A 21,727-nucleotide genomic window follows, 5' to 3' on the forward strand; every position below is an offset into this window, starting at 1 on the left:
ACGACATGGCGAGCATCATGGGCGGGAACTACCCCGGCGCCGGCATCACGCTTGGGCCCGCACTGACCTTCGGCTATATCGCGGGCCGGCATATCGCAGGAGCGGCGAAGCAGTAAAATCTCCGCGATGGACCGATTCATCGTTCAATCGACGGATGCACGCGGCAAACGCCCTGTTAGCATGGAAGCAGCCATTCCAGCACAGGAATGCGAAACCAACGCGAAAGGAAGAGCCATGGCTCATGTTGGAAGCTGCTTTTGCGGCGCGGTCAAACTGGAGGTCACAGGTGAGCCGGAGGCCATGGGCTATTGCCACTGCCGTTCCTGCCAGTCGTGGTCGGGCGGGCCCGTCAACGCGTTCAGCCTGTGGAAGCCGGCGGCCGTGCGGATCACCCAGGGCGCAGAGCATGTGGCGATGTTCCAGAAGACCCCCCTCAGCCAGCGCCAGTACTGCGCGAGGTGCGGCGGCCATCTGATGAACAATCATCCGCCGCTCGGCCTCGTCGATGTGTTCGCGGCGACGATCCCGACGCTCGCCTTCACCCCCGGCGTTCACGTCAATTACGCCGAATCCGTGCTGCCCATCCGCGACGGCCTGCCGAAGCTGAAGGATTTCCCGAAGGAATTCGGTGGCTCGGGCGAGGCGATGGCGGAATAGCGATCGTCATATCCGGCGGCGAGGCAGGCAACCTGCAATTCGAGAGGATCCTAAACTTCGGATCTCCTCGATTTGCGATTGCAGGTATTGAGTGATTTTTCTAGGCCAGCGCAGGCGCAGCCGTGGCGTCTTCCACGCGCACGACGTGTTGCGCGATCCTGCCCGCCACCTCGCCGGCATGCGTCGCAATCATGAAGTGCGCGGCGCCGGCAATCGCGGCCGTGGCTGCGTTCGGTATGAATTGGCCGAGCAACTGGTTGGCACGTCGGACGGCAGGATGGCTGTCCTCGCCCCACAACACCAGCGTCGGAGTCCCGATCGTCGTGAGCAGGTCGGGCGTCAGATCAAAGTCATAGGCGCTGGCCCAGTCCAGCAGATTCACGGGCGTGGTTTGCGATGCGTAATCGCGAACGCGTTGCGGCCAAGCGGCGAAAGTACCTGCGCCGCCATAGAAATCGATCATCTTTTCGATCGCGGCGTTGTCACCGGCCTGATAGGCGCCGGTATAGGCGTCCGACATGGTTCGGAATGCCAGATAGTGGCGGTACTCGCCCACGTGCCGCAAGATTTCCGGCGCGGGCGCTTCGGCAATGGTCAGGCTCTGCAACGGCACGCGCCCGCGCAACGCGACGGCGACCGCGGACAGGCCGCCAAACGAGTGTCCCACCAGGTGCACCGGGCAGCCTGCGCAACGGATCACCGCTTCGAGCGCCTCGGCTTCGTGAGCAATATCGGTGTCGGCAACGCTGCGGCGTTCCTGCGTGCCGCCATAACCAAGCAGACTGGTCGTGACGACGCGAAACCTGTCCTTCCACTGCGCCATCACCGGCCGCCATGCGGCGCCGGTGCTGCATGAGCCCGGCACCAACACAACGGTCGGGCCGGTTCCGGCTTCGTCGTAATCGATGCATCCGCCTGCGTGTTCGATCATGGTATGCGTTCCTCAAAATCGGGCAAAATACTTCAAACAAAATTCTCATCGGATAAACACACGGCCGCCGTACCAACTATGGATCGGTACGACGGCCGGCACCACAGAACCGATCAGCGCCGGGTGATCACGATTTCGAGGTATTCACTGGGAACGATCATCGTGCCGTCTTCGGCGCGATTCATCCGTCCGATCAACGCCAGCAGGTCTTCTCGCAGTCCACTCTGGTTGGCGGTGTCGAGCGCGGCGAAAGCCTTGAGCATCGGACCGTAGTAGTTCCTGAAGATTTCCAGGAAGTGCTCCGGCGACCGGTAACGGAACATGAAGTTCCGCGGCACGGCATTGATCACGAGCGCCGAAGGCCCGAACATTTCCGTGATGCGTGGCCGGGTGCCCCACAATGCGGGCGACCTCGCACCGGCCGGCGGCGGCAGATACTTGCCGAGCGTCTTGAAGAGCTGCCCGATGAAGCCTTCCGGCGTCCAGTTGGCGAGACCGATCTTGCCGCCGCTCCGGCATACCCGCAGCATTTCCGCCGCAGCCCGGTCCTGGTCCGGCGTGAACATGACGCCAAAAGTCGAGACAACGACGTCGAAACTTCCGTCGGCAAAGGGCAGCGCTTCGGCATCCGCCTCCCTGAAATCGATCGACAGGCCGTCCGCCGCGGCGCGCAGCCGGCCGCGCTCGAGCAGGCTCGGCACGTAATCGGTGGATACGACGTCGCACCAGCGGCGGGCCGCGGCGAGCGTGGCATTGCCGTTACCGGCGGCGATGTCGAGCACTTTCTGCCCGGCGCGGATATCGAGGGCTTCGCACAGCTCCTCGCCGACGATCTGAAGCGTGGTGCCGACCACGGCGTAATCGCCGGATGACCACGCGCCTTGCTGGCGGGTCTTGAGGGCTGACAGATCGACCGGGCTGGGCTGGGCGCTCTGAACGGCGGTAGATGCAACCATGATTGTTCTCCGTTTGGGTTCGTTGGTGGTGTTGATGCGAGAGAGGATGGGCCCGCCGCGACCGGCGGGCCCGGATGATTTACCGTTCAGCGGGTCGCGACCCCGCAATCGGCCGGTCGTCGGACTTGCGGCCGCCGGGCAGCGGAATCAGCATCGAAACGCGCTCCCGGTAGCGGCGGTACTCGTCGCCAAACGCTCCGATCAGATCGCGCTCTTCAAGCTGTATGGCGATCAGGATGTAGCCGGTGGTCGCCAGCGCGAACAGCAGGTGGCCTGCGGTCATCGTCGGTGTCGCCCAGAAGGCGAGCAGGAAGCTCAGATAGAGCGGATGGCGCACCACCCGGTAGAGCAGCGGCGTGTGGAATTTCGCCGCCGGCAGATCCCGGCCGAACGGCCGAGCGAACACCTGGCTGAGGCCGAACAGCTCGAAATGGCTGAGCATGAAGGTGCTCGCAAACAGCATCGCCCAGCCCAGCAAGGAAACGGCCTGCAGCGCGACTGCAATGAATGGGCTGTCGACCGTCCAGACCGGCGCGGGCATCGGCCGCCATTGCCAGTAAAGCAGCAACAGCACGAGACTGGAGATCAGCACATACGTGCTGCGCTCGATCGAGGGCGGCACGAAGCGCGTCCACCATCGCTTGAAACCCTGGCGCGCCATCACGCTGTGTTGAACGGCGAACAGCACCAGCAGCATGGTGTTGATAATCGCGCTTTCGATCAATGGGCCGGCAATGCCCGAATCGATCGACTTCGGAACCACCCAGTTGCCGACGAAACCGATGGCATAAAGGATGGTGACGAAAAACACGGCATAGGCGCATATGCCATAGGAAACCGCCAAGAGACCTGTCATTAAAATGCTCCTTATCTCAAGAAATTGCTCCTGATTGAACCTATTCCCCGTTCCGAAGACCTAGACTGAGAGGTCAGCCGTTTTCTATCCAGTTCGCGACAGAGCTATCCCGATCATGAACTTTTTCAGCGAAACGGTTGTTCAACGTCATATCGCCGGAGAGTCTTCCATGACTGCATGTCCCAACCGGGCTTCGAGCACGCCGCTGCTGCCGCGCGGCGTCCGCCGCGCGCTCGATGCGATGCGCGCGAATGTCGGGCGCGACTGGAGCGTGAGCGAACTGGCCGAGGCCGCGGGCCTGTCCAGCCGCACGCTGCAGCGGCAATTCCGGGAATTTCTCGGCAAGACGCCGCAAGCGGCCCTGCGTGACATCCGGTTCGAGACAGCGCGCCGCGAACTGCTCCAGGGCGTTCCCGATGCAAAAGTGATGGATGTCGCTCAGCGCTGCGGCTTCCCACATTCCGGGCGGTTTTCCGTCGAATATCGTCGCCGTTTCGGAGAAACGCCCTCGCAGACGGTGAAGCGTCAGGATGTCTTTGCCGATGCGCTAAGGTCGATGCCGTCGTTTACGATCCCTACCCGCGATCGGCCCACCATCGCCCTGGGCCCGATCGACACCGGCCCGGAAAATCGCGATATCGCGGAAAGCATCGCCGATGAGCTTGCTATCGCACTCGCGCGGGCCGGCGCCGCCGTGGTCCGGCAACCGGGCGCGGCACGCTACCATTTGATCGGCGCTATCAGCGGAACGGACCGGCAATCGCGCCTGACTTTCCGGCTGATGGATGCCGAAACCGGCCGTCATCTGACCGCCTATCGATCCGACGGTGCGCCTGGTCATGACGCCGCTCTCGACGAGCATCTGGCCACCAAGATCATCGCGGCGATGCAGCCGTGCCTGCGGCTCGCGGAAATCGACCGCGCCAGCCGCAAGCCGCAGGCCGAGCTGAGCCCGCACGACATGGCGTTGCGGGCGATGCCCTGGGTGCTGTCGCTCAATGCCGAGGGCAATGCGCACGCGCTTGACCTGCTGGAACGCGCGATGGAGCGCGATCCCGACAATGCACTGGCGACCGCACTGGCGGCGTGGGCGTATGGCCAGCGCGTGGTCTACCATTTCGCCTCGACTCCGAACGAGGACCGCGCCAAGAGCGCTGAATTGGCGCGCAAGGCGCAGACTCTTGGCGGAGACGCGACCGTGCTTGCCATTCTCGGCAACACCTTCACCTTCCTGCACGACCTCGAAGCAGCGGAAGTGATGATCCGCAAGGCTCTCTCGATCGATGGCGGCTCGGCCTGGGCGTGGAGCCGCAGCGGATGGCTCGACGTCTACAACAACGAGGCGGACTCAGGCATCGAGCGGCTCAAGATCGCGCTCGACCTCGCACCGGATGACAGCCTCGCGTTCAACAGCATGGTCGGCATCGGCTGCGCGCATTTCGAGTCGGGCCGTTATGCCGAGGCGGCCCATTGGCAGCAACGCGCGCTGGCCGAACATCCGTCAGCGACCTGGATCCACCGCACCATGTGCCCCGCCTACGTTCTGGTGGGAGCGGAGACCGAGGCCCGCCGCAGCGTGACCGCGTTGCGAGAGCACTATCCCGACCTGACCGTTTCGGAAGTGCAGCGTGGCCTGCCACCGCTGCCGCAATCCTATTGCGACCGGGTATTCGACGCGCTGCACAGTGTGGGCCTGCCGCTCTAGGGATGGCGCTGCCGGCAAGACTGGCTCGTTGGCTGGCTCCAGCGGCCAGCACGGCGATCGTGAATTCTCGCCTTGACGCAGAGTCCTCCGATGAGAGGAGGCTGCGTCCCCGTCCGGGCGAGTCGATTCCAAAAAGCAATAGGTGAAAATCCTTTAGCGTCAGCTAGCCGTTTCGCGCCACGCAATGATGTCCCCGGCTTGCGCCGTCATGGAAATGCCGCTGTATCGGAATGTATGCGGTGGGACACCACTGCTGTTTCTTTCGATACCATTTATACCGGGACTGATTGTGATGGATGATAGCGAACAATTTTCAGTTTTGATCGGCAATATTTACGACGCCGTGCTCGATCCCGACCACCGAATCGCGGTTCTCGACAGGATTGCAGACTTCGCCGGCGGCCATTCGGGAGGCCTGCTCTCGAAGCATGCCGTGGGCGATTCGTTGGGCAACACCCTGGAAAACGCCGACCTTTTGTATTGCTACATCGGCCATGACCCCGAGAGCCTGCGGGCCTATTCCGAGAGCTATCCGAAGCTCGTCTCCGCGGCGGACCCGCTGTCGGTCGGAGTCGAGCAGATCGTAAGCACCACGGACCTCATGTCTTATGAGGAATTTCGCCGCGGCCGGTTTTATCGGGAATGGGCCCGGCCGCACGGCTGGATCGACATTGCCAGCGCGGTTATCGAAAAATCGGCAAACAGCTGTACAGTTCTCAGTGTCGCACGGCGTGAGGGCAGCGGCCTCGTCGACGCCGACATGCGCCGCCGCATGGCGCTGGTCGTTCCCCACGTCCGCCGCGCAGTGTTGATCGGCAGAACCATCCATCGCAAGGAAGCCGAGGCGACATGCCTGACGGGTATTCTCGACGGGCTGAGCGCCGGCATGATCCTCGTCGACGCCGACGGCCGCATCGTCCACTCCAATACCGCCGGCAACACCATACTCGCCGCCGCCGACTTTCTGCGCAGAACGTCCTGCGGACGGCTTGCCGGTGATGCGCCTGTCAACGCGGCCTTGCGTGAGTTGCTCGTTGCAGCCGGCGCCGGCGATTCGGCGCTCGGCATCAAGGGCATTGCGCTGCCGCTGACCGACCGCCATGGCGAACGCCACGTCGCACATGTGCTCCCGCTGACCTCGGGCGCACGCCGCGACGCCGGCCGGGCCTACAATGCGGTCGCCGCCTTGTTCGTTCGCAAAGCGGCTATCGAGGCCTGCCCGTCCTCCGCGATCATTGGCGAGATTTACAAGTTGACGCCGACCGAGCTGCGCGTGCTGCTTGCCATCGTCCATGTCGGCGGCGTTCCTGAGGTCGCGGCGTCGCTCGGCGTCGCCGCGACTACCGTCAAGACTCATCTCGCCCGCTTGTTTGAAAAGACCGGCGTCGGCCGTCAGGCCGACCTGGTCAAGCTGGTGGCGGGATTCGCCACGCCGCTGGCGAGCTGACACGCCTCTTGAAGGCGACCGCGGTCGTGCTCGCGCTTTCGTGAATCAAAATATTGTAATCGGGTTTCGTCCGAACGGAGGATGACGATGCACGTATTGGAAACTATCTGTGGCTCTTCCATTCAAGAGGATCGAGTCGTGTTGAAACGAATCTTGCTGATAGGCGCCATTGTCGGAATTCTCGTTTCGCACGGGGTCGTGTTTTACAAGATAGATACCGGAGTTCGCCTGGCCGATGCAAACCAGCAGACCCCTTCAGGATCCCGCAGGGCGGCTTATTGGTGACGACGGCGGATTGCCCAAGCGACTGAGTTGTAACTTCCAGGAAATTGTCATGACCGCCATTCGCGTCAGGATCCAGCCATTGTCGACGGACACATCGATATTGCCGGAATTGGGAACCCTGCTGAACCGCCTCGTCGATCGCTGGGTTGCCGATATTATCGCCCGTCGCGAGCGCGAAGCCGCACGCGTCGCTCCACCAGCGCGACGAGCGGGAGCACATCGGCATCCGCCGGCGTCAGCCCGGCGAAGCTTTCACCGGGACCACCTGCGAACGGAGGCGGCTAAAGCGGCGCGGACAGTGAGGTCCGCGTAGTCCGGATGAAACCCTTGCGAAATCCGAGGCAAGCCCGCAACAAGGTCGACGCGGATGCGGCTTACCTCTCCCCAAGGGAGAGGTGACGATGCTGCTCCAGTTTAACCTGATCTCATCGCGCTCTAGCCGCCGCGCGGTCCTTCCTCCGCCGCTGGCGTAATCCGGCTTTTGGGTTATCGTTCGGGCCGATGTCGAAGCGCCCGCCATTTCCCGCCGGTTCCGGACGACCGAACGCCAGCGATCAGGCGCTCGAACGCGCCAGCCTTGCGTTGCGGATGCAGCGTCCCGGCGAGGCAGAGCGTATCGCGAGCGAGGTATTGAAGGCCAATCGCGGCCATGTCGGCGCGGCGCAACTGCTCGGTCAGGCGCTGCTGATGCAGAACCGCGGCGCCGAAGCGATCGCGCCGCTGCAGAAGGCCGCACGGCGCGGCGAGGATGCTGCTGTCGAGACCTTGCTGGGCGCGGCGCTGGCCCTTGCCGGGCGTCTCGACGAGGCGCTCGAGCACTTGCGCCGGGCCGCTGCGAGGCGGCCGCCCTATCCGCCGGCATTTCTCGAGCATGGCATTCAGCTGGCAAGGGCGGGACGGTTCGAGGAGGCGATGGCGGCGCTCGAAAGCGGCCTGGCCTTCGCACCCGACGCCGTCGACATGCAACGGGAACTTGCCGCGCTTCATCTCAAGCGCAACGACCGGACAACGGCGCGCGAACTGTTGCTGCGGGCTCTCAGGCTGGCGCCGGACCGGCCCGACCTGCTGAGCGCGCTCGCCCAGGTCATGTTGCTGGATGGCGAATACGCATCCGCGGCCGACATCTTCCGGCGCGTGGTAGCGCTGCGGCCCGACGATGCCATCGCGCGGGCGGAGTTGGGCAGATGCCTGCTGGAAATGGGGCAGCGCGACGCCGGCGAAGCCAGCATCCGGATGGCGGCACAGGAAAGACCGGAACTGTACGGCCGCGCAATCATGTCGCTGGCGGTCGCCTCGCGCGGCCGCTTCTTCCTGCGGCCGAGCGCCGCCGCGAAATTCCTGCGCGGCTGAGGCTCAGGCGCGGAACTGCCGCCGGTAGAGGCCGGGCTCGCGATCGATCGCCGTGGTGAGGTCGTGCGCCCGCTGGCTCTCTTCCGGGGTGAACGGCATGGTGCGCGCCACCCAGTTTTCCCGCTTCACCGGCACGCATTGCGCGACCGGCGTGCCCTTCGGCAGCACGCCGCTGAAGCCGGCGTCGTGCCAGTGCGCCGGAAAATGAATCCAGTTGTCGTGGTAGCGGTCGCAATCGACGAGTCCGGTCAGCGTGGTGAACGGCAGATCGAAACGGTTGGCGGGATGCGTGAACAGCACCGCGTAGCCCTCCGGCGCCTCGATGGTCCACAGATTATGAAACTTGATCAGGAAGCGGTCGTCCTCGAACAGCGGCGAGCCGCTGACCTGGCTGCCGTCATGGAATCCGATCGGCGAGCGCGCGAAACTGACCGCTCCGCCCGGGGGGATTTCATTGTCCCAGGTAAATTCGCCGTTCTCGACCCTGAGGTCGCACATCAGCGGAATCAGGAAGCCGCACGTCATGGCGTCGACGAACGGCGGACAGCGCTTGACGGTGTTCTCGTCGCGACCGTTGATGGCGTTGAACGCCTGCACCGGCATCGCCTTGAGCCAGGGGGGAAGGGCCGAAGCCGCCGGCACCGGTGGCGGCAGCACGCCTTCGAGTTCCGCCGGACAGCGGAACGTCAGCGTCATCAGGTTGTCTTTACTGGAAGTCACGTCCTGCTCCATGGCCGCCGACAGGATCAGTGATCTATATTTGATGCCGGCGGCGAGGGAAGGAAAAAACTCCCGCCGTCGCTGCTTCGCAGCTATGGCGTGGCTTGCCGCGCGAGAATGCGAACTGGCTGGCGGAGCTTGAGGGATACGAACTCTCGATGCGGCTTTACGGCTTGTCTTGAGATGGGTGGTGCGACCCGGGGACACGGATGGCAACCACCTTCCGGTTTGACCCTGCCGGTGGATTCAAGGCATAAGACCGGCACCGGAGAGGTGGCCGAGTGGCTGAAGGCAGCGCTTTGCTAAAGCGCCATACGGCGAAAGTTGTATCAAGGGTTCGAATCCCTTCCTCTCCGCCACTCCTGAAGTCTCCGCCATCAATCATTCAGATGTCCTGGCCGAGGCCTTTGCGAAGGCGTGGTGGATTCTCCTGCTTTTGCCTCGCGGTCTGTCCGCCGAACGAAGCCAGTGGTTCCGTGGTTCCATTCGCAGCTGTTCCTCGACAACTCCCCACCAGATCGAAAATGCATTTCGACCCCGGAAAATAAGGGGTTCTGTGATTCCTGCGGAACCTGATGTTGCCGATCGGCAAGGAACGGACTTGCGCGGGGTGTCTGGCGCGCCACAGCCGGTGTAATGCTGTACGCGGCAAATCCATCAGCGAGATGACAGAATCCGGCGGATTGGCATGACGCGGTGCCGTTTCGGACGGAATCAGCCGTCCCAGTCTGCTCGATTCGTCAGGATTCGGCGCGATGTGAGGGAAAGGCCGGCCGCAGGCCCCTTCCGGGGTTGTCAGCTGGGCAACTGGAACTAATCTAAAAAAACATTTTAGAACAATGGTTTGCAGCGAAAGCTTGATCACGGTTGCGTGTTATTTGTGCAACACCCATCCGAAAACAGCCTGCCCCGTGCCGTTCTGGAGCGTTCCTTTGTTGCGTGTGCAGGAGTGTTCGGTAATTGTCATCTTGCGACGGAGGGGGGCATCCCGAGGTCGTCCCGTTAGGTGGTTCGCTTAAGTCCCTCGCGTTGAGCGGGAGTGTCCGAAGGCGCGAAGCGACTAAGCGGGTTTTAAGGGACAAGGGAACCAACCTTAGGGTGTTTCACCCAGCGGATCCGGAACCTTCCCTACAGAGCAACTTGGAGGTTAACATGAAGATGGTTAAGAGCCTTATCCTCGGCTCAGCGGCGGGTCTCATCGCCATGAGCGGAGCACAGGCAGCTGATCTTCCCGTCAAGGCCAAAGCGGTCGAGTACGTGAGGATCTGCTCCCTGTATGGTGCCGGTTTCTTCTACATTCCGGGCACCGACACCTGCATCAAGCTGGGTGGTTATCTGCGCGTCGACACCACGTTCAACGGTGGCGTCTACGGTCAGCCCTTCTATTCGGGCGACGCCGGCCAGGGCAATCGCTTCCGCGATCAGTTCAACTCCCGTTCGCGTATGGCGCTGACGGTTGATACCCGCACCGCCACCGAATACGGCGTTGTCCGCACCTTCGGCCAGGGCGACTTCCAGTTCCAGAACTTCGGCAGCACCAACCCGGCTCTCCCGGTTGGCGCCCAGACCACTGGCCTGAACAGCGGCCTGCTCTCCACGGCAGGCGGCGGCTACGTCGCGGTTGAATTTGTGTTCATCCAGTTCGCTGGTTTCACCTTCGGTAAGTCGGCCTCGGCCTTCGCGGCTCCGTGGCATGGCTATCCGGGCAACAACAACTCGTTCCTGATGGGCGGCCATGACACCGTCACCGGTGTCAACAACATCCAGTACACCGCCCAGTTCGGCAACGGTGTGTCGGCCACCATCGGCCTCGACGATCCGACCGTGTTCCACCGCACCTCGGTTCAGAACCTGGCCCTCGGCGTCAACGTCAACGGCAACGGCACCAATGCCTACGGCGGCATCGTGGCTCCCGACATCGTCGGTAACATCCGCGTCGATCAGGCTTGGGGTCTGTTCCAGTTGTCGGCCGGCGCTCACCTCGTGAACGCTTCCTACAACACGCTGGGCGCCGGTGGCGTTCCGACCAACCTGTCGGAAATCAGCGGTCATCCCGACAGCAAGTGGGGCTTCTCGGTTCAGGGTGCCTTGCAGATCAAGAACATCCCGACCGGTGCCGGCGATGACATCAAGATCAGCGCAGTGTACTCTCAGGGCAACACCAAGGACGTCATCTCGACCTCCGGCGGTTCGCCGAGCTTCGCCATGTTCGGCGACAGCGGCTTGGGCTACAACAGCGTTGGCTTCGGTAACACCACCGATGGCGTTTACCTTCCCGGCGCGGGCGGTACCAATGGTATCATCCTGACCAAGGCTTGGGGTGTTCGCGGTGCGTTCAACCACAACTGGGATCCCTACTGGTCGACCAGCCTTTGGGGTGCTTACGCTGCGGTCCGTTACGACGGTAACAACACCGACGCGGTCAACGGCGTGTTCAGCTCTGCCAAGGGAGCCTACTGCCTGGGCTTCGCGGCAACCCACCCGGGCCAGGTCGCAGTTGCCGGCGCTGCCGGCACCTACAGCTGCAACCCGGACTTCAACATTGCCCAGGTTGGCATGGTCACCCGCTGGACTCCCGTCAAGAACCTGACGTTCTCGGCAGAAGTCGGCGCCTTCTTCCTCGACCAGAAGATGTCGGGTAGCTCGGTGTTCACCGCGACTGCTCCGAAGCCGACCGCTCTCTACGAGTTCAAGGACCAGAGCACTGTGTTCCTGAACGTTCGCGCTCAGCGTAACTTCTGATCCCGATCGTCTGACACTTCTCTAAAGAACCCCCGGCAGGAAACTGCCGGGGGTTTTTCTTGATTCCGACGGCCACAGCCGCATCGCGTCATACCAGATCTGGTGCCGGGATGCGGACCGCTATCCCAGGCATTCTGTGCATGGGGTTGTTTTCACGCTTTTTGTTGGCGGCGGGGGCGCGCCGGCTCTGCCCGGAGCCCTCTCGTCTTAGGGCCGGCAATCGACGCAAGAGCCTTGAGATCAGCCCGCGGGCTATTCGATGCTGGCGCCGCGGCGCAGATCGGCCTCGATCTGCAGCCGCGTCCCGCCGCCGAAACGGGCGCGATATACCTGCAGATTCTCCATGATCCGCTGCACGTAGTTGCGGGTCTCCGAGAACGGGATCTTCTCGACCCAGTCGACCGCGTCCACCTTGGGGTCGCGCGGATCGCCGTAGCGCTCGATCCATTTCCTGACGCTGCCGCGGCCGGCATTGTAGCCTGCGAAGGTCAGGATGTAAGAACCGCGATAATCCTCGATCAGCCCGCCAAGTTCGGCGGCGCCCAGGGTGGCGTTGTAGACCGAATCGTTTTTCAGCCGGGCGAGGTCGTACGTCGCGCCGTGCCGTTTGCAGACATAGCGCGCCGCATCCGGCGTCACCTGCATCAGCCCGTAGGCCTGCGCCGGCGAGACCACCCTTGGATTGAAGGCGCTCTCCTGGCGGGCGATGGCGTAGACGATGCTGCGTTCGACCTCGGGGCCGATCGATTTGAACGGCGGAATGCCAACCACCGGATAGGCGTAGTATTCGAACGGCAGCCCGCGGTTGAGGGCAGCCTTGCCGAGCAGCAGCATCCCGCGCGCGTCGCCCTGGCGCGACGCCAGTTCGCCGAGCCCCACCAGCGCATCCGGATCGCCGTTTTCGCCGAGGTCGGCGAGAATCGGGATCGCCATCTCGGGCTCGTCGATCTGATAGAGCAGCTGCACCGCGCGGACGACTTCCAGCCGCTCGATTCCCCGCGACTTGCCGCCGGGGGCGCCGTTCAGTTCGATCTGCGGCAGTCCGAGTTTGGCGCGCGCCAGCTGGCCGTAATAGCTGGTCGATTGCTCGGCCGCCCGCGTATAGGCCGCGCGCGCTTCCTGGGCGCGGCCGGCGGCTTCGGCGGCGCGCCCCTGCCAGTAACCGGCGCGCGCCAGCGCGGTCGGGTTGACGCTGCCGACGCCGATGCGCGCGAAATGCTGTGCGGCGGTTGCGGGATCGTTGAGGAAACGCAGCGCAATCCAGCCCGCGGTGAATTGCTGCTCGGTCTGGTAGATGTCGCGGGGGGGCAGCGCGGCGTCGCGGGCGATCAGGTAGGCGGTGCGGTTTTCGCCGATGTCGAGCAATTTCCGCGACAGCAGCCGCCGTTCGATCCACCATTCGTCCAGATTGTGCAGCCGGCCGGGATCCTTCGGCGCGCCGAGCATCAGCTGCGCGGCCTCGGCGAATTTGTCGTCGCGCCGCAGCAGTTGAATCTTACTGAAGATGTAGCCGGGGTCGCCATGCAACTCAGCGGGCACGGCGTTCAGCAGCGCCCTGGCGTTGGTGGCCTTGGTATTGTTGGCGGCGATGCGGGCCTTGGCCAATGCCACCTGGTTGGCGCCGAGCCGTTTGGCGGCGCGCAGCGCGGCCTCGGTCTCCTTGCCGTAGAGCAGGAAATCCATCCGCGCCTTGTGATCGCCGGGTGTGATCAATGCGCCGAACAGCTCGAGCGCCGCGCTCTCGGTGTCCGCGGAGATCGAATCGGTTCGCCACGCGCTGCGCACCAGGCGCTCGGCATTGGCGCGGTCGCCGCGCGCGATCATCGCGCGCGCCAGCGAGAATTTGCCCTTGGCCGAACGCGGCGATTCGTTTTCAAACCATGCCCAGATGGTGGCGTCGTCGCGACGGTCGTCCCACAGCGCCGCCTCGATGCGCCGGCGCAGGAAGATCTGCGATGGCCAGCTCGGATTGGCCGCCACGAACGCGCGATAGCGCTCGACCGAGACGCTGTTGTCCTCGCTGCGCAGGATGATCCATTCCGCGAGTTTCTTTGCGACCGGATCCGAAATGCCGGCTTGCGCCTGCGTCGCATCGGCGGGCTTGCGCTTGCGCACCAGCTCGATGACGTTTTCCAGCGCCTCGATATCGGCTTGCGAGGTCGACGACGTCGTGGCCATCGCGGCCGGTACCGCCGGCTTGCGTGGCGGCTGGCGGACCGCGGGCGCCAGGGCTGGTGTCGAGGCTGGTGCGAAGGCTGAAGTCGAGGCCGGCGCGGCGATCGCGGCCGGCGCGGTATTTTTGGCCGGCGTGGCGGCAACCATATGTCGCGCGATCGGCCGCGGTTTCGGCAACGGAACCTTGGGCTTGGGCGCAGCCTCCACCGCAACACCCGAAAATGCCAAAGAAAGTCCCACGACAAGCGCCATGCTTGTCGCCAATGCCGTCGATCGCAATGCGGCTGCGCGGGCGGGTCGGGTCACGGCTTTCCTAACGGCGAATCATTCAATCGCTGATGCACTAGCTCTATTCTGATCGAATATGTGGACAAAACACTAAAATCACTGGCGAATCCGATCTCTGCGCCATGACCGCGGCAAAATCGCGGCCAGCCGGCCTTTCCCAGGTCCGGCAGACCCGGTATGAATTGTCCCTTACCGCCAAAAAAACGGCCCGCAACGAGCGTTCGGAGGAAGTCCATGGCAGCCAAGACCAGTTTTCGGGGCTCCTACACCGCCTTGGTCACGCCCTTCAAGAACGGCGCGATCGATGAAGCCGCGTTCCGCGGCCTGGTGAGCTGGCAAATCGAGCAGGGGTCGCACGGCCTGGTGCCGGTGGGCACCACGGGTGAAAGTCCGACCCTCAGCCACGCCGAACATCACCGGGTCGTCGAGATATGTCTCGACGAGGCGAAGGGACGTGTGCCGGTAATCGCCGGAGCGGGCTCGAACTCCACGCGCGAGGCCGTCGATCTGGCCGTGCATGCCGAGAAGGCCGGTGCCGATGCCGTGCTGGTGGTGACGCCGTATTACAACAAGCCGACCCAGGAAGGGATGTATCAACACTTCAAGGCGGTGAATGACGCGATCGGCATCCCGATCATCATCTACAACATCCCGCCGCGCTCCGTCGTCGATATGTCCGTGGAGACCATGACCCGGCTGTTCGAGCTGAAGAATATCGCCGGCGTCAAGGATGCCACCGCCAATCTGGCCCGCGTGTCGCAGCAGCGCCATGCCATGGGACCGGATTTCATCCAGCTTTCCGGCGAGGACATGACAGCGCTGGCCTATATGGCCGCCGGCGGACATGGTTGCATCTCGGTCGTCGCCAATGTAGCGCCGAAGCTGTGCGCCGACCTGATGACCGCCGTGCTGAAGGGCGATTATGCCACCGGATTGAAGATCCAGGACCGGCTGACGCCGTTGCATGACGCCATCTTCAAGGAGCCGGGCCTCGCCGGAGCCAAGCATGGCCTCAAGCTGCTGGGGCGGCTGGAGGAAGAAGTGCGGCTGCCGCTGATGACGGTGACGCCGCCAACCGGCAAGGTCATCCGCGACGCCATGGTGCATGCGGGCCTGATCAACTGAGCCCCGACATTGCCGTCATGAGTCTCCCGGTCCGCGAAGCCGAACAGAAGGGGCTGCAGATGCTCAAGGAATTCCGCGAATTTGCAATGAAGGGCAATGTGGTCGACCTCGCGGTCGGCGTCATCATCGGTGCGGCCTTCGGCGGCATCGTGACCTCGCTGGTCGGCGACGTCATCATGCCCATCATCGGTGCGATCACTGGAGGGCTCGACTTTTCCAACTATTTCACCGGCCTGTCGAACGCGGTCACCGCGACCAATCTGGCGGACGCGAAGAAGCAGGGCGCGGTGCTGGCCTGGGGCAATTTCCTGACCCTGACGCTGAACTTCATCATCATCGCCTTCGTGCTGTTCCTGGTCATCCGGTTCATGAACAAGCTGAAGCGGCGCGATGAAGCCGCGCCGGCACCGCCGAAGCCGACCCGCCAGGAAGAGCTGCTCACCGAAATCCGCGATCTGCTCAAAAAGTCTTGACGTGCGCCGGCCGGGCGCCGGTGCTATCGCTGCCGGTCAAAGCCGGATCCCGGGATAGACTCCAAGGCATTTTTCAGTATGGCCGAAAAGAACGAGCGCGCGATCAAGGTCGTCGCCGAGAATCGCAAGGCCCGGTTCAACTATGCCATCGAGGACACGATGGAAGCGGGGATCGCGCTGACCGGCACCGAGGTCAAGTCGATACGCAACGGCAAGACCACTATCGCCGAATCCTATGCCGATACCAAGGATGGCGAGATCTGGCTGATCAACGCCAACATACCGGAATATCTGCAGGCCAATCGCTTCAACCACGAGCCGAAGCGGCCGCGCAAACTGCTGTTGCACCGCAAGCAGATCAACAAGCTGATGGGCGCGGTCGATCGCGACGGCATGACGCTGATACCGCTCAAACTCTATTTCAACGAGCGCGGCCGCGCCAAGCTGTTGCTGGCCGTGGCCAAGGGCAAGAAGCTGCACGACAAGCGCGAGAGCGAGAAGAAGCGCGACTGGGGCAGGGAGAAGGGCCGCCTGCTGCGGGCGCGGGGATAGCGTTCGGTCCTCATCCTGAGGAGCGCGCATTTGCGCGCGTCTCGAAGGATGAAACCAGGCTTTCAAGCGCGCCTCCTCACCATGAGGTTCGGGCTGTGTCGGATGACGAGGCAAGAACAATGAACCAGAAAAACCTGCTCGAAGTCGACTGGAGCAAGATTCCGGCGCCGACCGACGATGGTGCGGCGGCGCATCTGGTGGGCATGACGATCCCGCCGCTCAGCCTGATGGCGACCGACGATACCTCGGTGACGTTGTCGGCGCTGCCGGGGCGTACCGTGGTATTCGCCTATCCCCGGACCGGCGAGCCCGGCAAGATCAGCCTGGTCGACGACTGGGACCTGATCCCGGGCGCGCGCGGCTGCACGCCGCAGGCCTGCTCCTTTCGCGACCTGTTCGCGGAGCTGAAAGCGGCCGGCGCCCAGCGCGTATTCGGGCTGTCGACGCAGAGCAATCTCTACCAGACCGAGATGGCCTCACGGCTGCATCTGCCGTTTGCGGTGTTGTCCGACGCCGAACTGGCGCTGACGCAGGCCCTGAACCTGCCCACGATGGAAGTGGCGGGACAGACCCTGATCAAGCGGCTGGCGCTCGTCATCGACGATGCGCGCATCACCCACGTGTTCTATCCGGTGTTTCCGCCCGATCGAAATGCCGCCGATGTGGCGGAGTGGCTGAAGCAGAACCGGGCGTGAATTCGCAGGGTGGGCAAAGCGCAGCGCGCCGACCCGAAAAACAGCGATTTCGTTAGAGGGTGGGCCCGGCGCAAGAGCGCCTTTTGCCCACCCTACGAATTCAGATCCGCGCGCACCTTCGCGAACACGCTGCGAAACATCTCCGGCGTCAACACCCGCGTGTTGGTGTTGTAACGCGAGCAATGATAGCTGTCGTAAAGCCTGAACGCACCGGCCTGATGGATCGCGCCGTGCGCAAACGGCGCCGCCGCGGCGCGAAGCGCGAGAACTTTCAGCATCGAGTCATGGGCGACGCGGCCGAGTGCGACGATCGCCCGCAATTTCGGCATCGCCGCGATGGTGGCGATCAGGAACTGCCGGCAGGTGTTGATCTCGACGGGCAAGGGCTTGTTCTGCGGCGGCACGCAGCGCACGGCATTGCTGATCCGGCAGTCGACCAGTTTCAGTCCGTCATCGGGCCTCGCCTGATAGACGCCTCTGGCAAAACCGTATTCCAGCAGCGTGGCGTAAAGCAGGTCGCCGGCGAAATCGCCGGTGAAGGGACGCCCGGTACGATTGGCGCCCTGCACGCCGGGCGCGAGGCCGACGATCAACAGCGCGGCATCGGCATCGCCGAACGACGGCACCGGCGAATTGAACCAATCCGGCTCGCGCGCGCGCAACGAGTCGCGGTAGCTCGCGAGCCTCGGACAGAGCGGGCAATTGCGGTCGGGTGCGGCAGGGAGGGCGGGCGGCTTGCGGCCGCGCCGCGGATCGATCTCAATCCTCGAATTCGTCGTCATCGGCTCTCGGCGCCATCGTGGTCGCGCGCTGCAGGAATTGCGGCGCATGATGGCGCGGCTCGCGCGGAGCCGGACGCTCGGACGGATCGCGGCCGAGCTTGGATTGCAATTCCACCAGATCGGTGAAGACGTCGGCCTGGCGGCGCAGTTCGTCGGCGATCATGGGCGGCTGGCTCGAAATCGTCGAAATCACGGTAACGCGGACGCCGCGGCGTTGCACCGCCTCGACCAGCGAGCGGAAATCGCCGTCGCCGGAGAACAGCACGATCTGGTCGACATGCTCGGCGAGCTCCATCGCATTTACCGCGAGCTCGATATCCATGTTGCCCTTGACCTTGCGCCGGCCGCTGGCGTCGATGAATTCCTTGGTCGCCTTGGTGACGACGGTGTAACCGTTGTAATCGAGCCAGTCGATCAACGGGCGGATCGAGGAATATTCCTGATCCTCGATGATCGCGGTGTAATAGAACGCCCGAAGCAGCGTGCCACGGCTCTGGAATTCCTTGAGAAGGCGCTTGTAATCGATGTCGAAGCCGAGCGTCTTGGCGGTAGCATACAGATTGGCGCCATCGATAAAGAGCGCGATCTTGGAGGAAGCAGGTGACATCAAAGGTTCTCACGTTGTTGTTAGGTTTTTGGCGCGGCGGCAACCAAGCCGCGCATTTCCAGCATATGCTGCCTAAAGTTCGGTGAATATACCCATCACCAGCACCACTGCAATGCGGTGCGGACAGGTTAAACGACCGCTACGTTATTGACGAGGCAATGAAGCGATTTCTTGTCCTGGACGGCAATTGCCCTGTCCGGACGCTCCGGCCATTGTGGCCCCGGGGGAGGGGTTACCAGAGCCCAACGAGAAGGCAATTCACAAATTGGTCTTGCGGAAAGCCGCCGGGACCTATAATTACCGCGGCATAATCAACACATTCGTCCCATTTAACGGAGCGACAGTCGATGGCGCGCGTCACCGTAGAAGATTGCATTGATAAGGTCGACAATCGGTTCGATCTGGTCCTGTTGGCAGCGCATCGCGCCCGCATGATCTCCTCGGGATCGCAACTTACGGTAGATCGCGATAACGACAAGAATCCGGTCGTTTCCCTGCGCGAAATCGCCGACTCCTCGATTTCGCCAGAGGATTTGCGTGAAGAACTGGTGCATTCCCTGCAGAAATTCGTCGAAGTCGACGAGCCGGAGCCCGATACCGTGCCCTTGATCGGGTCGGCCGGGGCCAGCGTCGATGCCGACGATACCGAAGTCGCGGTCGAGCGGATGACCGAGGAAGAGCTGCTCAAGGGCCTCGAGGGCCTTGCGCCGCCGGAAGAACAGCCGGAAGAGGACGAATAGGCCGTCGCGGCGACGCCCTCGGGCTTTTCCGCATCCGCCTGGTTTGCCAATGGCCCGGACATTCGTCCGGGCCTTTGCTTTTGTTGACATTTTCGTGGTTACGATGGCTCGGTAACGGGCGCGGCCCTGATGCTGCGGCCTTCAAGTCCGAAATCGAACATTTACCGCTCCGAACGGGTGATGCTCGGGCCAGGAACACACTAGTTTATATCGTGAGGCGGGCGCGTTCGGGTCCGGCACGGAGGCAACCATTCGATGGCGTATTGGCGCCGCAGCCCACGGCAGATGCAGGCCGCGACCGAATCGGTTGCGGTGGCGCCAACCTCGGCCCTGCCGCCGCCGAAGCCGGTGAAATCGTCGCGAACCGGCATGATGCGGCAATACGACCTGGTCGAGCGCGTCAGGTCCTATAACCCGGATACCAACGAAGATCTGCTGAACCGCGCCTATGTCTACGCCATGAAGGCGCATGGCACCCAAACCCGCGCTTCCGGGGACCCCTATTTCTCCCACCCGCTCGAGGTCGCGGCGATCCTCACCGATCTCAAGCTCGACGACGCCACCATCGTGGCCGCCCTGCTGCACGACACCATCGAGGATACCGAGGCTACCCGCGCCGAAATCGATCAGGTTTTCGGCCACGAGATCGGCGCCCTGGTGGAGGGGCTCACCAAGCTGAAACGGCTGGAACTGGTGTCGCGCGAGGCCAAGCAGGCGGAGAACCTGCGCAAGCTGCTGCTGGCGATCGCCGACGACGTCCGCGTCCTCCTGATCAAGCTCGCCGATCGCCTGCACAACATGCGCACGCTCGAATTCGTGCCGCCGACCTCGCGCCGTCGGATCGCCGAGGAGACGCTCGACATCTATGCCCCGCTCGCGGGCCGAATGGGCATGCAGGAGATGCGGGAGGAACTCGAGGACCTGTCGTTCCACATGCTCGATCCGGAAGCTCACTCGGTGGTGATGCAACGGCTGGAATCGCTGGAGGACCGCAACCGCAACCTGATCGGCGAGATCGAGAGCCAGTTATCCAAGAACCTGCAGAAAAACGGCATGGCGGCGCATGTCTATGGCCGGCGCAAGCGGCCGTTCTCGATCTGGACCAAGATGGAGCGCAAGTCGGTCGGCTTCGAGCAATTGTCCGATATCTTCGGATTCCGCGTCGTGATGGATGACGTCGAGGCCTGCTACCGCGCGCTCGGGGTCGTGCACACCACCTGGCCGGTGGTGCCCGGCCGCTTCAAGGATTACATCTCGACGCCGAAGCAGAACGACTACCGGTCGATCCACACCACCGTGATCGGTCCCGGCAACCAGCGCGTCGAACTGCAGATCCGCACCGAGGAGATGGACCAGATCGCCGAACTGGGCATCGCCGCGCATGCCTTCTACAAGGATGGCGTGGGATCGCCGACCGAGCTTCTGAAGCGCGAATCCAACGCCTTCGCCTGGCTCCGCCATACCATCGGAATCCTGTCCGACAGCGCCAATCCGGAGGAGTTCCTCGAGCATACCAAGCTCGAGCTGTTTCACGATCAGGTGTTCTGCTTCACCCCGAAGGGAAAGCTGATCGCGCTGCCGCGCCACGCCAATGTGATCGACTTCGCCTATGCGGTGCATACCGACGTCGGCAACAGCGCGGTCGGCTGCAAGATCAACGGCAAGTTCGCTCCGCTGTCGTCCGAGCTGCAGAATGGCGACGAGGTCGAGGTGCTGACCTCGGAAGCCCAGGCAGCGCCGCCCTCGGCGTGGGAATCGCTGGCGGTCACCGGCAAGGCGCGGGCGGCGATCCGGCGCGCGACGCGCACCGCGGTGCGCGACCAGTATGCCGGGCTCGGCCGCCGCATCGTCGAGCGGCTGTTCACGCGCGCCAAGATCGAATACGCCGACGACAAGCTCAAGGGCGCGCTGCCGCGGCTGGCGCGCGCCTCGATCGACGACGTGATGGCGTCGGTCGGGCGCGGCGAGATGAAGGCCTCCGACGTCGCGCGGGCGATGTATCCCGACTACAAGGAAGAACGGGTGGTGCGCTATGGCGCCGCCAAGAAGAGCCTCGCGGTCAAGCTGAAGCTGAAATCGGCGCCCGATCCCGGACGCAGCCCGTCGGCGATCCCGGTACGCGGCATCAATTCCGATCTGCCGGTCAAATTCGCGCCGAACGGCGGCGCCGTGCCGGGCGACCGCATCGTCGGGATCGTGACGCCGGGGGAGGGCATCACGATCTATCCGATCCAGTCGCCGGCGCTGAAGGACTTCGAGGAGGAGCCGGAGCGCTGGCTCGACGTCCGCTGGGACGTCGACGAAACGACGCCGCAGCGCTTTCCCGCGCGAATCCGCGTCGACAATGTCAACGAGCCCGGCAGTCTCGCCCAGGTGGCGACCGTGATCGCCGAGCACGACGGCAATATCGACAATATCAGCATGTCCAGGCGCTCGCCCGACTTCACCGAACTCACCATCGATCTCGAGGTCTATGACCTGAAGCATCTCAGCGCTATCATCGCCCAGTTGCGCGCCAAGGCCGTCGTCGCCCGGGTCGACCGCGTCAATGGGTAACGAGGCTCGTCATTGCCGGGCTTGACCCGGCAATCCATCTTTACGAAGAAGATGGATGCGCGGGGCATATTGGGTGAAGACGCGC

General features: G+C 63.3%; 18 protein-coding genes and 1 tRNA gene. 12 read left to right on the plus strand and 7 right to left on the minus strand.

What is annotated here, in order from left to right; translation table 11 throughout:
- Positions 1-234: 234 nt before the first annotated feature.
- Entirely contained in the window at positions 235-657 is a 423-nt protein-coding gene (locus tag Q8R73_RS01530; RefSeq protein WP_305717790.1) for a GFA family protein, read from the plus strand.
- 100 nt (positions 658-757) lie between these two features.
- Here the strand turns inward: Q8R73_RS01530 and Q8R73_RS01535 are convergent, their stop codons facing one another.
- The 3 genes from Q8R73_RS01535 to mddA form a co-directional block, all read right to left on the minus strand.
- On the minus strand, positions 758-1,588 hold the full coding sequence (locus Q8R73_RS01535) for an alpha/beta fold hydrolase (protein ID WP_305717791.1): 831 nt from the start codon (positions 1,586-1,588) through the stop codon (positions 758-760).
- 113 nt (positions 1,589-1,701) lie between these two features.
- The gene (locus Q8R73_RS01540) at positions 1,702-2,544 is read right to left on the minus strand and encodes a class I SAM-dependent methyltransferase (RefSeq protein ID WP_305717792.1); all 843 of its coding nucleotides are present in this window, start codon (positions 2,542-2,544) and stop codon (positions 1,702-1,704) included.
- A gap of 79 nt (positions 2,545-2,623) precedes the next feature.
- The gene (mddA, locus tag Q8R73_RS01545; protein ID WP_305717793.1) at positions 2,624-3,400 is read right to left on the minus strand and encodes a methanethiol S-methyltransferase; all 777 of its coding nucleotides are present in this window, start codon (positions 3,398-3,400) and stop codon (positions 2,624-2,626) included.
- Positions 3,401-3,569: 169 nt separating this feature from the next.
- On the opposite strand from mddA, the gene Q8R73_RS01550 reads away from it, so the two are divergent.
- From Q8R73_RS01550 to Q8R73_RS01560, 3 genes are all read left to right on the plus strand, one after another.
- On the plus strand, positions 3,570-5,105 hold the full coding sequence (locus tag Q8R73_RS01550) for a helix-turn-helix domain-containing protein (protein ID WP_305717794.1): 1,536 nt from the start codon (positions 3,570-3,572) through the stop codon (positions 5,103-5,105).
- 208 nt (positions 5,106-5,313) lie between these two features.
- On the plus strand, positions 5,314-6,552 hold the full coding sequence (locus tag Q8R73_RS01555; protein ID WP_305717795.1) for a LuxR family transcriptional regulator: 1,239 nt from the start codon (positions 5,314-5,316) through the stop codon (positions 6,550-6,552).
- Between the two features lie 786 nt (positions 6,553-7,338).
- Complete coding sequence (locus Q8R73_RS01560) at positions 7,339-8,187, plus strand: tetratricopeptide repeat protein (RefSeq protein WP_305717796.1); 849 nt, start codon at positions 7,339-7,341, stop codon at positions 8,185-8,187.
- Between the two features lie 3 nt (positions 8,188-8,190).
- On the opposite strand, the gene Q8R73_RS01565 is transcribed toward Q8R73_RS01560, so the two are convergent.
- Entirely contained in the window at positions 8,191-8,883 is a 693-nt protein-coding gene (locus tag Q8R73_RS01565; protein ID WP_305717834.1) for a hypothetical protein, read from the minus strand.
- Positions 8,884-9,174: 291 nt separating this feature from the next.
- Between Q8R73_RS01565 and Q8R73_RS01570 the strand changes: the two genes are divergently transcribed.
- Positions 9,175-9,266, plus strand: a tRNA-Ser gene (locus tag Q8R73_RS01570).
- Positions 9,267-10,059: 793 nt separating this feature from the next.
- Complete coding sequence (locus Q8R73_RS01575; protein ID WP_305717797.1) at positions 10,060-11,649, plus strand: porin; 1,590 nt, start codon at positions 10,060-10,062, stop codon at positions 11,647-11,649.
- A gap of 252 nt (positions 11,650-11,901) precedes the next feature.
- Here the strand turns inward: Q8R73_RS01575 and Q8R73_RS01580 are convergent, their stop codons facing one another.
- Positions 11,902-14,076 (minus strand): lytic transglycosylase domain-containing protein, encoded by a 2,175-nt coding sequence (locus tag Q8R73_RS01580; protein ID WP_305717798.1) that lies wholly within the window; start codon positions 14,074-14,076, stop codon positions 11,902-11,904.
- Positions 14,077-14,346: 270 nt separating this feature from the next.
- Here Q8R73_RS01580 and dapA point away from each other — a divergent pair, with 270 nt between their 5' ends.
- The 4 genes from dapA (at position 14,347) to Q8R73_RS01600 (ending at position 16,957) form a co-directional block, all read left to right on the plus strand.
- Positions 14,347-15,237: a 4-hydroxy-tetrahydrodipicolinate synthase gene (dapA, locus tag Q8R73_RS01585; protein ID WP_305717799.1), complete on the plus strand. Its 891-nt coding sequence runs from the start codon at positions 14,347-14,349 to the stop codon at positions 15,235-15,237.
- Positions 15,238-15,296: 59 nt separating this feature from the next.
- On the plus strand, positions 15,297-15,710 hold the full coding sequence (gene mscL / locus Q8R73_RS01590; RefSeq protein WP_305717835.1) for a large conductance mechanosensitive channel protein MscL: 414 nt from the start codon (positions 15,297-15,299) through the stop codon (positions 15,708-15,710).
- Between the two features lie 78 nt (positions 15,711-15,788).
- The gene (gene smpB / locus Q8R73_RS01595) at positions 15,789-16,262 is read left to right on the plus strand and encodes an SsrA-binding protein SmpB (protein WP_305717800.1); all 474 of its coding nucleotides are present in this window, start codon (positions 15,789-15,791) and stop codon (positions 16,260-16,262) included.
- Between the two features lie 119 nt (positions 16,263-16,381).
- Positions 16,382-16,957, plus strand: coding sequence for a peroxiredoxin (locus tag Q8R73_RS01600; protein WP_305717801.1), 576 nt, complete (start codon positions 16,382-16,384; stop codon positions 16,955-16,957).
- Between the two features lie 92 nt (positions 16,958-17,049).
- Here the strand turns inward: Q8R73_RS01600 and Q8R73_RS01605 are convergent, their stop codons facing one another.
- Both Q8R73_RS01605 and Q8R73_RS01610 read right to left on the minus strand, forming a co-directional pair.
- Positions 17,050-17,739 (minus strand): uracil-DNA glycosylase, encoded by a 690-nt coding sequence (locus tag Q8R73_RS01605; RefSeq protein ID WP_305717802.1) that lies wholly within the window; start codon positions 17,737-17,739, stop codon positions 17,050-17,052.
- Complete coding sequence (locus tag Q8R73_RS01610; RefSeq protein WP_305717803.1) at positions 17,717-18,346, minus strand: NYN domain-containing protein; 630 nt, start codon at positions 18,344-18,346, stop codon at positions 17,717-17,719. The genes Q8R73_RS01605 and Q8R73_RS01610 overlap by 23 nt, the downstream gene beginning before the upstream one ends.
- Positions 18,347-18,693: 347 nt before the next feature.
- On the opposite strand from Q8R73_RS01610, the gene rpoZ reads away from it, so the two are divergent.
- Positions 18,694-19,086 (plus strand): DNA-directed RNA polymerase subunit omega, encoded by a 393-nt coding sequence (rpoZ, locus tag Q8R73_RS01615; RefSeq protein WP_074276225.1) that lies wholly within the window; start codon positions 18,694-18,696, stop codon positions 19,084-19,086.
- Between the two features lie 255 nt (positions 19,087-19,341).
- Entirely contained in the window at positions 19,342-21,642 is a 2,301-nt protein-coding gene (locus Q8R73_RS01620; protein ID WP_305717804.1) for a bifunctional (p)ppGpp synthetase/guanosine-3',5'-bis(diphosphate) 3'-pyrophosphohydrolase, read from the plus strand.
- Positions 21,643-21,727 lie beyond the last annotated feature (85 nt).

The organism is Bradyrhizobium sp. (assembly GCF_030697065.1).
GTDB lineage: Bacteria > Pseudomonadota > Alphaproteobacteria > Rhizobiales > Xanthobacteraceae > Bradyrhizobium.

Coding starts and splice junctions, on each gene's coding strand:
- Q8R73_RS01605 (WP_305717802.1), bottom strand. CDS start 17,739: ATGACGACGAATTCGAGGATTGAGATCGATCCGCGGCGCGGCCGCAAG.
- smpB (WP_305717800.1), top strand. CDS start 15,789: ATGGCCGAAAAGAACGAGCGCGCGATCAAGGTCGTCGCCGAGAATCGC.
- Q8R73_RS01580 (WP_305717798.1), bottom strand. CDS start 14,076: ATGGCGCTTGTCGTGGGACTTTCTTTGGCATTTTCGGGTGTTGCGGTG.
- dapA (WP_305717799.1), top strand. CDS start 14,347: ATGGCAGCCAAGACCAGTTTTCGGGGCTCCTACACCGCCTTGGTCACG.
- mscL (WP_305717835.1), top strand. CDS start 15,297: ATGCTCAAGGAATTCCGCGAATTTGCAATGAAGGGCAATGTGGTCGAC.
- Q8R73_RS01560 (WP_305717796.1), top strand. CDS start 7,339: ATGTCGAAGCGCCCGCCATTTCCCGCCGGTTCCGGACGACCGAACGCC.
- Q8R73_RS01620 (WP_305717804.1), top strand. CDS start 19,342: ATGGCGTATTGGCGCCGCAGCCCACGGCAGATGCAGGCCGCGACCGAA.
- Q8R73_RS01575 (WP_305717797.1), top strand. CDS start 10,060: ATGAAGATGGTTAAGAGCCTTATCCTCGGCTCAGCGGCGGGTCTCATC.
- Q8R73_RS01565 (WP_305717834.1), bottom strand. CDS start 8,883: ATGACGCTGACGTTCCGCTGTCCGGCGGAACTCGAAGGCGTGCTGCCG.
- rpoZ (WP_074276225.1), top strand. CDS start 18,694: ATGGCGCGCGTCACCGTAGAAGATTGCATTGATAAGGTCGACAATCGG.
- Q8R73_RS01600 (WP_305717801.1), top strand. CDS start 16,382: ATGAACCAGAAAAACCTGCTCGAAGTCGACTGGAGCAAGATTCCGGCG.
- Q8R73_RS01610 (WP_305717803.1), bottom strand. CDS start 18,346: ATGTCACCTGCTTCCTCCAAGATCGCGCTCTTTATCGATGGCGCCAAT.
- Q8R73_RS01540 (WP_305717792.1), bottom strand. CDS start 2,544: ATGGTTGCATCTACCGCCGTTCAGAGCGCCCAGCCCAGCCCGGTCGAT.
- Q8R73_RS01555 (WP_305717795.1), top strand. CDS start 5,314: ATGGAAATGCCGCTGTATCGGAATGTATGCGGTGGGACACCACTGCTG.
- Q8R73_RS01550 (WP_305717794.1), top strand. CDS start 3,570: ATGACTGCATGTCCCAACCGGGCTTCGAGCACGCCGCTGCTGCCGCGC.
- Q8R73_RS01530 (WP_305717790.1), top strand. CDS start 235: ATGGCTCATGTTGGAAGCTGCTTTTGCGGCGCGGTCAAACTGGAGGTC.
- mddA (WP_305717793.1), bottom strand. CDS start 3,400: ATGACAGGTCTCTTGGCGGTTTCCTATGGCATATGCGCCTATGCCGTG.
- Q8R73_RS01535 (WP_305717791.1), bottom strand. CDS start 1,588: ATGATCGAACACGCAGGCGGATGCATCGATTACGACGAAGCCGGAACC.